The sequence below is a fragment of the Streptomyces sp. 15-116A genome (assembly GCF_025290915.1).
GTDB lineage: Bacteria > Actinomycetota > Actinomycetes > Streptomycetales > Streptomycetaceae > Streptomyces.
Window position 1 is genome coordinate 38,761 of sequence record NZ_JAOCQE010000018.1, and the last position, 9,279, is coordinate 48,039.

The window sequence follows — 9,279 nt, forward strand, 5'->3', positions numbered from 1 at the left end:
CTAGGTCTTGGACGTGATGAAGCGCCCGACCCTAGCGTGAGGGCCATGACGACCGGCAGCTATGTGTACGCGGCGGCCCGCACCCCGTTCGGACGGTTCTCCGGCGCTCTCGCCGCCGTCCGCCCCGACGACCTCGCGGCGCTCGCGGTGAACGGGGTCCTGGCCAAGGTGCCGGCGCTCGACCCGGCCGGGATCGAGGATGTCGTCTGGGGCAACGCCAACGGCGCCGGCGAGGACAACCGCAATGTCGGCCGCATGGCCGTGCTGCTCGCCCAACTGCCCACCTCGGTGCCCGCCACGACCGTCAACCGGCTGTGCGGATCCTCGCTGGACGCGGCGATCATCGCCTCGCGCGCGATCGAGTGCGGCGACGCGGACATCGTCCTGACCGGCGGTGTGGAGTCGATGTCCCGGGCGCCCTGGGTGCTGCCCAAGCCTGAACGGGCCTATCCCGCCGGGGACATGACCGCCGTGTCCACCACGCTGGGCTGGCGGCTGGTCAACCGGCGGATGCCGAAGGAGTGGACGGTCTCCCTGGGCGAGGCCAACGAGCAGCTCGCCGACCGGTTCTCCGTCCCCCGGGAGCGGCAGGACGAGTTCGCCGTCCGCTCCCACACCCTCGCCGACGCCGCCTGGACGTCCGGCTTCTACGACGACCTGGTGGTGCCGGTCACCGTGGACGGCGAGGACGGCATGCTCACCCGGGACGAGGGCATCAGGCCCGGGTCCACGGTCGACAAACTCGCCGGGCTCAAGCCGTCGTTCCGCCCGGACGGCGTGATCACCGCGGGCAACGCCTCGCCGCTGAGCGACGGCGCCTCGGCCGTGCTCCTCGGCTCGGGGGCCGCCGCGGCCCGCATCGGCTCCGATCCGCTGGCCCGCGTCGCGGGACGCGGGGTGTTCGCGCTGGATCCGCAGGACTTCGGGTTCGCGCCGGTCGAGGCGGCGAACCGGGCGCTGAAGAGCGCGGGCATCACCTGGTCCGACGTGTCGGCGGTGGAGCTCAACGAGGCGTTCGCGGTGCAGTCGCTGGCCTGCGTGGACGCCTGGAGGATCGACCCGGAGATCGTCAACACCAAGGGTGGCGCCATCGCGCTAGGCCACCCGCTGGGCGCCTCCGGCGGCAGGCTGCTGGGCACGCTGGCGCACCGGCTGAAGGAGTCCGGCGAGCGCTGGGGTGTGGCCGCCATCTGCATCGGGGTCGGCCAGGCGCTCGCCGTGGTCCTGGAGAACGTCACGGAGGCGACGGCCCGATGACGACACGGCTGTGCGCCGACGCGGACGAGGCGGTGGCCGGGATCGAGGACGGTTCGACCGTGCTGGTCGGCGGATTCGGCATGGCCGGCATGCCGGTCGGCCTCATCGACGCGCTGATCCGGCAGGGCGCGACCGACCTCACCGTCGTGTCCAACAACGCCGGCAACGGCGACACGGGCCTCGCCGCGCTGCTGGCGAAGGGCCGGGTCCGCAAGGTGGTGTGCTCCTTCCCCCGGCAGGCCGACTCGTACGTCTTCGACGAGCTGTACCGGGCGGGGAGGATCGAGCTGGAGGTCGTGCCGCAGGGCAGCCTCGCCGAGCGGATCCGGGCGGCCGGCGCCGGCATCGGCGCCTTCTACTGCCCCACCGGGGCCGGGACCCTGCTGGCCGAGGGCAAGGAGACCCGCGTCATCGACGGCCGTACCTACGTCCTGGAGTACCCGATCAAGGGCGATGTGGCGCTGATCGGCGCCCACCGCGCCGACCGCATGGGCAACCTCGTCTACCGCAGGACCGCCCGCAACTTCGGCCCTGTCATGGCCACCGCCGCGACCACCGTGATCGCCCAGGTGCGGGAGATCGTCGACACCGGCGCGATCGATCCCGAGACCGTGGTGACGCCGAGCATCTATGTCGACCGCGTCGTGCGGGAGACACAGGAGGCAGCTGTATGACCCGTACGACTCCCACGGACCGGGCCCTGGGCAAGCACGAGATCGCCGCCCTCGTCGCCCGCGACATCCCGCAGGGCGCCTTCGTCAATCTCGGCATCGGTCAGCCGACCCTCGTCGCCGACCATCTGCCGGCCGACTCCGGCGTCGTGCTGCACACCGAGAACGGCATGCTCAACATGGGCCCGGCCGCCCGGGGCGACGCGATCGACCCCGATCTCACCAACGCCGGCAAGGTCCCGGTGACCGAGCTGCCGGGGGCGGCGTACTTCCACCACGCCGACTCCTTCGCCATGATGCGCGGCGGCCACCTGGACATCTGCGTCCTGGGCGGCTTCCAGGTCTCCACGGCGGGCGACCTCGCCAACTGGCAGACGGGAGCGCCGGACGCGATTCCCGCGGTCGGCGGCGCGATGGACCTGGCGATCGGGGCGAGGAAGGTCTTCGTGATGATGACGCTGTTCACCAAGTCCGGAGAGCCGAAGCTGGTGCCCCGGTGCACCTACCCGCTCACCGGACTCGCCTGCGTCGACCGCGTCTACACCGATCTCGCCGTCTTCGACATCACCCCGCAGGGCGTCACGGTCCGGGAGACCTTCGGCACGACGATCGACGCCCTCGCGTCCCGCCTGGACCTGCCGCTGCGGCCGTCGCGGGCCTGACACGCCTGCCCTGCCCCGGGCTGCTCCGAGCTGCTCCGGTCGGGTGACGCACGGAGCGCGGCCCGTCGCCCGCACAGGGAAGCTGGCGTCATGCCACCCTCCTTGACACGGCGGCTCGCCGTCGCAGTGCTCGTCTGGCTCGCCGTCGTCCCCGGGACGATCGCGGTGTCTTCGGCCGGAGGGGGCTCCCGGGTGTCGGGCGGGCCCGTCCCGGCCACCGACGACCCGGTTGCGGCGCTGGAGAGGGCCGCGCGTCCCCTGCGCACCGTCGAGCCCTCGGGTCCCTTCGAGGACCTGCGTCCCTTCGGGCAGGCGATCGAGGACGCCGTGATCGTCGGCATCGGCGAGGCCGCCCACGGCTCCCGCGACTTCGTCACCTTCAGGCACCGGGCCCTGCGGTACCTGGTCGAGCGCAAGGGGTTCCGCTCCTTCGTCCTCGAGGCCAACTGGAGCGCCGGGGTCCGCCTCGACCACTATCTGCTCACCGGACGCGGGAATCCCGCGCGGATCATGTCCGAGGAGTTCCAGAACGCCTACCTGCTGCTGCACAGCCGGGAGTACCTGGACATGATCCGCTGGATGCGGGCGTACAACGTCGCTCATCCCGGTGACCCGCTCAGATTCGCCGGCAACGACAGCGCCTACGCCGGACCTGAGCTGTACGACCGGGTCGTCGACCACGTCCGGCGGGCTCACCCCGGCCTGCTGGCCGAAGTCACCGACCTGTACCGGGGTCTGCGGCCCACCGTGCCCGCCGGCGAGTGGATCCGGGACATCACGACCGCGCCCCTGGACGAGCGCCGCGCACGGGCCGAGCGCACCGGCCGCGTCCTCACGCTGCTGCGCGCCCGCGAACCCGCCCGGCCGGACGACGATCACGCCTGGGCGGTGCGGCACGCCACCGCCGTCGACCAGGTGGCGCGCCTGCACGCCTTCGATCTCGCCGATCCCGAGGCCGTGCCGGCGGCGATGGCCTACCGCGACACCGTCATGGCGGAGAACACCCTGTGGTGGCAGCGCCACCTCGGCCACCGGCTGGTGCTCGGCGGGCACAACAGCCACCTGTACACCGCCAGTTCCACCCCCAACCTGCCCGTCACCCAGGGCGCGGTGCTCCGGGAGCGGCTGGGCGAGGGCTATCTGGCGGTGGGCCTCTCCTTCGACCGGGGCGCCGTGCACGCCACCGAACAGGGCTTGCAGAACCCGGTCGACGCCGACGTCAGGCGCTACGAGGTGGCGCCCGCCGCTCCCGGCTCGGTCGAGCACACCCTGGACCGGGTGCGTCACCGCGACTGGTACCTCGACCTGCGCAGCGCACCGCCCGCCGCCCGCACCTGGCTGGACACCGCCCGGCCCAAACGGGAGATCGGCACGGACTTCCCGCCACCCGGCGACCAGGTCAACCTGCTGCGGTCGGCCGACCTGGTGGTGCACCTGCACGCGATCCAGCCGAGCCGACCGCTCGACCGGCACTCAGCCGGTCGGGACGGTATCCGGCAGGCCGAGGGCGGCGGCGATGTGCCGCCAGATGGATGAGAGGGCCGTGTCCGCCGTGACGGTGGGGTCGCGGAGCATCACACGGATGCCGTAGCCGTCGCTCAGCGACAGCACCAGCGTGCTCAGCTCGTCCACGTCGGTCTCGGCGAACTCGCCGGACGCGATGCCGCGGCGTACGGCGCCCGCCACCCAGGCGTGCAGCTGCCCGTACAGGTCCACGGCGAACGCCCGGGTCGTCTCGTCCCGCAGGGACCGCACCCACAGTTCCTGCCACAGCCGCCAGTCCTGCTGGAGCTCGGGATCGGTCGGCAGCAGGTTGCGCAGGATGCGGGCCAGGACGACCGCCGCCGGGGCGGTCTCCGCGTCGCGTTCCACGTCCACCGCGGTGTTGGCGAAGGAGTGCGTCATCGCCTCGGTGAACAGCTTCTCGCGCGTGTCGAAGTGGTAGTGCAGCAGCGCCGTCGACACGCCGGCCCGTTCGGCGACCATGCGCATGCGGATCTTCTCGAAGCCGATCTCCGCGATGGCCTCGCACGCCGCGCTCAGGATGCGCTCGCGCGTATCCGCCGTGCGCACCTTGGTGGACACCCTGCGGCTCCCCTCGTTCGGTGGTCGTACGCGGTCTCCATCTTCCCTCACGGCCGTCCGGCGGATGCCGTGGGTTCCGGTCCGGGCAGCTCGTCGTAGGTGTGGAAACCGCGCCCCGACTTCCGTCCCAGCAGGCCGGCCTCGACCATGCGCGACAGCAGCGGCGGCGGCGAGTACAGCGGCTCGCGGAACTCGGCGTACAGCGACTCGGCGATGGCCCGCGTGGTGTCCAGGCCGATCAGGTCCGTCAGCGCCAGCGGGCCGAGCGGGTGCGCGCAGCCGAGGACCATGCCGCGGTCGATGTCCTCGACGCTCGCGCCGCCCGACTCGACCATGCGGATCGCGGCCAGCAGATACGGCACGAGCAGCGCGTTGACGACGAATCCGGCCCGGTCCCGGGTGCGTACGACCTCCTTGCCCAGCGTGCCGGTCACGAAGGTCTCGGCGCGTGCCACCGTGCCCGGCGAGGTGAGCAGCGAGGGCACGAGCTCGACGAGCCGCAGGACCGGTACTGGGTTGAAGAAGTGCACTCCGACGACGCGGTCGGGGCGGGAGGTGGCGGCGGCCAGCCGGATGACGGGGATGGAGGAGGTGTTGGTGGCCAGGAGGGCGTGCTCGCCCTGGAGTACGGCGTCGAGGCGGGCGAAGACGTCGAGTTTGAGGCGCTCGTCCTCGGCGACGGCCTCGATGACCAGGTCGCGGTCGTGCAGGGCCTCGATCTGGTCGGTCACGGTGATCAGGGCCGCCGCGGTGTCACGGTGGTCGTCGGTGAGTCTGCCGTGTGCGGCGGCCCGGTCGAGCGACCGGGTGATGCGCAGGCGGCCCGACCGGGCCGCCCGGCCGTCCCGCTCCACGACCGTCACCGGCACGCCGGCTCGCGCACAGACCTCGGCGATGCCCGCGCCCATGAGGCCGCAGCCGACGACGCCCACGCGCTCGATGTCGGTCATTCGGGTTCTTCCTCTCTGCTCCGCCTGATCGGCGCGGTGCCGCCCGTCACCCGGCGACGGGCAGGTCCAGGACGCCCGTGCCCCGCTTGACGAGTTCGCCTGCGATGATCAGGCGCTGGATCTCGGAGGTGCCCTCCCAGATGCGGTCCACGCGCAGCTCGCGGTAGAGCCGTTCGACGGCGTAGGCGCGGTCGTAGCCCCGGCCGCCGTGGATCTGCAGGCACCGGTCGATCACCCGGCCCGAGGCCTCGCTCGCCGAGAGCTTGGCGATGGCCGCCTTGGCGTGCAGGGTCTTGCGGTCCCGGGGGGTGGCGCGGTCGGCCTCCCAGGCGACCTGGTGGGTGTAGGCGCGGTTGACGGCGATGTCGACCGCGCAGTCGGCGAGCATCCCCTGGATCAGCTGGTAGGAGGCGATCGGGGCCCCGAACTGCTCGCGCTCCACCGCCCAGTCCCGGGACAGCTCCAGGGCCCGTTCGGCGGCGCCGGTGGTACGGGCCGCGATCATCAGGCGCTCCTCGGTGAACCAGGAGCGGGTGATGTCGTAGCCCTCTCCGATGCCGCCGAGCACGGCGTCCTCGCCGACCTGGACGTCGGTGAAGGTGAACTCGGGGTGCTCGTAGACGAAGGTGTGCATGAAGCGCGGCACGCGGGTCATCTCGATGCCGGGGGTGTCCTTGTCGACGAGGAAGAGGGTCGGGGCGCGCTCCGGTCCCGCGGCCGCCAGCACGATCATGAAGTCGGCGTGGTCGCCGACGGTCACGAACCACTTCTCGCCGTTGAGCACCCAGCCCCGGTCGTTCCTGGTGGCGGTGGTGGCCAGGTTCTGCGGGTCGGATCCCGCGCCGGGCTCGGTGACGGCGTAGCAGTCGCGCCGCTCGCCCTTGATCACCGGGATGAGGAAGCGCTCGCGCTGTTCGGGGGTGCAGAAGCGGAGGGCGTTGGCGGGGCGCCACACCATGTCCCACAGGGCGCCGGTGAGTCGGCCCAACTCCTCCTGCACGGTGACCTGTTCGGCGATGGTGAGGCCGGCGCCGCCCCATTCGGCCGGCATGTTGACGGCCTGGAGGCCGGCGTCGAGGACGGCGTCGCGGATCTTGGCGTGCGCGCTCTCGGGCAGGCCGTTGTTCTCCTCGCACTGGGTCTCGTAGCCGGCGATGAAGTCGGTGAGGGCGCGGGCGTCGGCCTTGAGCTGTGCCTGGCGCGGGGTGAGGCGGAAGTCCATGGAAGTCCTCGCTGTCGGGGTGTGGCGGGTGTCGGGGAGGTGGGTCAGTGGGTGGGCAGGGCGAGGGCGCGGGTGCCGCGTTTGATCAGCTCGCCTGCGATGATCAGGCGCTGGATCTCGGAGGTGCCCTCCCAGATGCGGTCCACGCGCAGCTCGCGGTACATGCGCTCGACGGGGTAGGTGCGGTCGTAGCCGCGTCCGCCGAAGATCTGCAGGCACCGGTCGGCGACCCGGCCGGCGGCCTCGCTGGCGGCGAGCTTGGCGGTGGAGGCCTTGGCGTGCAGGGTCTTGCGGTCGGTGCCCGGCTGGTCGGCCTCCCAGGCGACCTGGTGGGTGTAGGCGCGGTTGACGGCGATGTCGACCGCGCAGTCGGCGAGCATCCCCTGGATCAGCTGGTAGGAGGCGATCGGGGCGCCGAACTGCTCGCGCTCCACCGCCCAGTCGCGGGCGAGCCGCAGGCAGCGCTCGGCGGCGCCGACGGTGCGGGCCGCGATCATCATCCGTTCGTCGGTGAACCACTCCTTGGTCAGTTCGTAGCCGTTGCCGACCCCGCCGAGCACGTCCTCGTCGGGTACGAAGACATCGGTGAAGGTGAACTCGGGGTGGCCGTTGACGGCGGAGTGCATGAAGCGGGGCACGCGGGTCATCTCGACGCCGGGCGCGGCCTTGTCCACGAAGAACAGCGTGGGCAGCCGGTCGGGTCCCGCGTCCGCCTGCACCAGCAGGAAGTCGGCGATGTCGCCGCAGGTGACGAACCACTTCTCGCCGTTGAGCAGCCAGCCGCCGTCGGTGCGGTCGGCGGTCGAGGTGCCGGAGGACGGGTCGGAGCCCGCGCCCGGCTCGGTGACGGCGAACGCGTCGAACTTCTCCGCGCGGATCACGGGCAGCAGGTACTTCTCGCGTTGCCGCTCGTCGCCGTAGGCCAGGACGTTGGCGGGCCGCCAGGGGATGTCCCACAGGCAGTTGGTGACCTTGCCGAACTCCTCCTCGACGATGACCTGGTCGAGCAGGCTGAGTCCGGCGCCGCCCCACTCGGCGGGCATGTTGATGGCGTACACACCGGCGTCCATGGCGGCCCGGGTCAGTTCGGCGACGAGCTCCTGCGGCAGGGGGCCGCCGGCCTGCTCGGACTGGTCCTCGTACCGCATCAGCAGCCGGGCGTAGTCGGCGGCGCGCCGCTTCAGGTCGGCCTGTTCGGGGGTGTAGCGCATGTCCATGGGTGCCTCTTGGGTCGCGGGAGGGAACGGCGGGGGTGACGGAAGGGGTGGTCAGGCGGGTACGGCCCGGGAGTCGAGGGCGATGACCCCGTCCGGGCGGACGAGCAGGGGGTTGACCTCGATCTCGGCGAGCTCGGGGTGGGCCGCGGCGAACGTGGTGATCGTCTCCACGGCCGCCGCGGCGGCGGCGACGTCGACGGCGGGCCTGCCGCGCACGCCGTCGAGCAGGGCGGCGGTGCGCAGGCCGCGCAGCAGCATCACGGCGTGCTCGGCGGTGACCGGGGCGAGGGCGAAGGCGATGTCGCGCAGTGCCTCGGCCAGGACGCCGCCCAGTCCGACCATGACGACGGGTCCGAAACGCGGGTCGTGGTTCACACCGACGATCAGCTCGATGCCGTCGGTCAGGTCCGCCATGGCCTCCACGGAGTAGGCGGGGGCGCCGAGCCGGGCACGCATGTCCCGGAAGGCGGCGCGCAGTTCGGCGGGTCCGGCCAGGTTCAGCGCGACTCCGCCCGCGTCGGACTTGTGCAGCAGGTGCAGCGCCTTGAGGACGTACGGGCCGGGGAACTCGGCGGTGGCGGCGAGCAGTTCGGTCTCGTCGTGGATCTCGCGGGCGGCGGGGAAGGTGAGTCCGGCCGCTTCGAGCGCCCTGCGCGTGCCGAGGTAGCCGGTGTCGCGCAGGGGTGCGGCGGGCGGCGGGAGGGGTGCGACGCCGGTGCCGGGTGTGCCGGGTGCCGTGGCGGCGAGGGCGCGGGCGGCGTCCTCGGTGGCGGCGAAGACGGGGATGCCGGCGGCCGTGAGGGTACGGCAGCTGGGGGACTGCGGATACATGGACTGCACGACCAGGGGCTTCGCGCCGGCCCGGTGCCGCTCGGCGATGAGACGCGCGGCCCGCTGTTCTCCGTCGGCGAGCGCCGTACCGCCGCCGCCGAGCCCGCCGTCGGTCGCCGCGTAGCCGCCGAAGTAGCCGGTCATCAGGACGGCGTCGGTCTCCTCGGCCGCCAGCAGCGCGGCGACGGTCTCGGCGTAGGAGCCGGGGTCCTGCTCGCCCATGCCCGCCAGGTCCACGGGGTTGGCGACCGCCGACTGCTCCCACAGCAGGCCGCGCAGCCGCTGCCGTGTCGGCGGGAGGAGTTCGGGCACGGTCAGTCCGGCCGCCTCGGTGGCGTCGGCGGCCACGACCCCGTGACCGCCGCCGTCCGTGAGGACGGCGAC

At 72.5% G+C, this 9,279-nt stretch carries 9 protein-coding genes; 4 read left to right on the forward strand and 5 right to left on the reverse strand.

Features of this window, described 5'->3' with window-relative positions; all coding sequences use genetic code 11:
* The first annotated feature begins 45 nt into the window (after window positions 1-45).
* From N4P33_RS06080 to N4P33_RS06095, 4 genes are all read left to right on the forward strand, one after another.
* Window positions 46-1,257 (forward strand): thiolase family protein, encoded by a 1,212-nt coding sequence (locus N4P33_RS06080; RefSeq protein ID WP_260825242.1) that lies wholly within the window; start codon window positions 46-48, stop codon window positions 1,255-1,257.
* Complete coding sequence (locus N4P33_RS06085) at window positions 1,254-1,931, forward strand: 3-oxoacid CoA-transferase subunit A (protein WP_260825243.1); 678 nt, start codon at window positions 1,254-1,256, stop codon at window positions 1,929-1,931. The genes N4P33_RS06080 and N4P33_RS06085 overlap by 4 nt, the downstream gene beginning before the upstream one ends.
* The gene (locus tag N4P33_RS06090) at window positions 1,928-2,590 is read left to right on the forward strand and encodes a 3-oxoacid CoA-transferase subunit B (protein WP_260825244.1); all 663 of its coding nucleotides are present in this window, start codon (window positions 1,928-1,930) and stop codon (window positions 2,588-2,590) included. The genes N4P33_RS06085 and N4P33_RS06090 overlap by 4 nt, the downstream gene beginning before the upstream one ends.
* A gap of 90 nt (window positions 2,591-2,680) precedes the next feature.
* Window positions 2,681-4,126 carry an erythromycin esterase family protein gene (locus tag N4P33_RS06095; RefSeq protein WP_260825246.1) on the forward strand — a complete coding sequence of 482 codons (1,446 nt, stop codon included), beginning with the start codon at window positions 2,681-2,683 and terminating at the stop codon, window positions 4,124-4,126.
* Here N4P33_RS06095 and N4P33_RS06100 read toward each other — a convergent pair.
* The 5 genes from N4P33_RS06100 to N4P33_RS06120 all read right to left on the reverse strand — a co-directional run.
* Window positions 4,064-4,675 carry a TetR/AcrR family transcriptional regulator gene (locus tag N4P33_RS06100; RefSeq protein WP_260825247.1) on the reverse strand — a complete coding sequence of 204 codons (612 nt, stop codon included), beginning with the start codon at window positions 4,673-4,675 and terminating at the stop codon, window positions 4,064-4,066. The genes N4P33_RS06095 and N4P33_RS06100 overlap by 63 nt on opposite strands.
* Before the next feature lie 47 nt (window positions 4,676-4,722).
* Complete coding sequence (locus tag N4P33_RS06105; protein ID WP_260825248.1) at window positions 4,723-5,625, reverse strand: 3-hydroxybutyryl-CoA dehydrogenase; 903 nt, start codon at window positions 5,623-5,625, stop codon at window positions 4,723-4,725.
* 46 nt (window positions 5,626-5,671) lie between these two features.
* Entirely contained in the window at window positions 5,672-6,847 is a 1,176-nt protein-coding gene (locus tag N4P33_RS06110; RefSeq protein WP_260825250.1) for an acyl-CoA dehydrogenase family protein, read from the reverse strand.
* 44 nt (window positions 6,848-6,891) lie between these two features.
* Window positions 6,892-8,064, reverse strand: coding sequence for an acyl-CoA dehydrogenase family protein (locus N4P33_RS06115; RefSeq protein WP_260825251.1), 1,173 nt, complete (start codon window positions 8,062-8,064; stop codon window positions 6,892-6,894).
* 51 nt (window positions 8,065-8,115) lie between these two features.
* Window positions 8,116-9,279 (reverse strand): acetate--CoA ligase family protein (locus tag N4P33_RS06120; protein WP_260825252.1); only part of this gene is annotated, 1,164 nt, incomplete at its 5' end.

Excerpts from the sequence above, each read along its gene's own strand:
- N4P33_RS06105 (WP_260825248.1), bottom strand. The coding sequence starts at position 5,625 with ATGACCGACATCGAGCGCGTGGGCGTCGTCGGCTGCGGCCTCATGGGC.
- N4P33_RS06110 (WP_260825250.1), bottom strand. The coding sequence starts at position 6,847 with ATGGACTTCCGCCTCACCCCGCGCCAGGCACAGCTCAAGGCCGACGCC.
- N4P33_RS06080 (WP_260825242.1), top strand. The coding sequence starts at position 46 with ATGACGACCGGCAGCTATGTGTACGCGGCGGCCCGCACCCCGTTCGGA.
- N4P33_RS06095 (WP_260825246.1), top strand. The coding sequence starts at position 2,681 with ATGCCACCCTCCTTGACACGGCGGCTCGCCGTCGCAGTGCTCGTCTGG.
- N4P33_RS06085 (WP_260825243.1), top strand. The coding sequence starts at position 1,254 with ATGACGACACGGCTGTGCGCCGACGCGGACGAGGCGGTGGCCGGGATC.
- N4P33_RS06115 (WP_260825251.1), bottom strand. The coding sequence starts at position 8,064 with ATGGACATGCGCTACACCCCCGAACAGGCCGACCTGAAGCGGCGCGCC.
- N4P33_RS06090 (WP_260825244.1), top strand. The coding sequence starts at position 1,928 with ATGACCCGTACGACTCCCACGGACCGGGCCCTGGGCAAGCACGAGATC.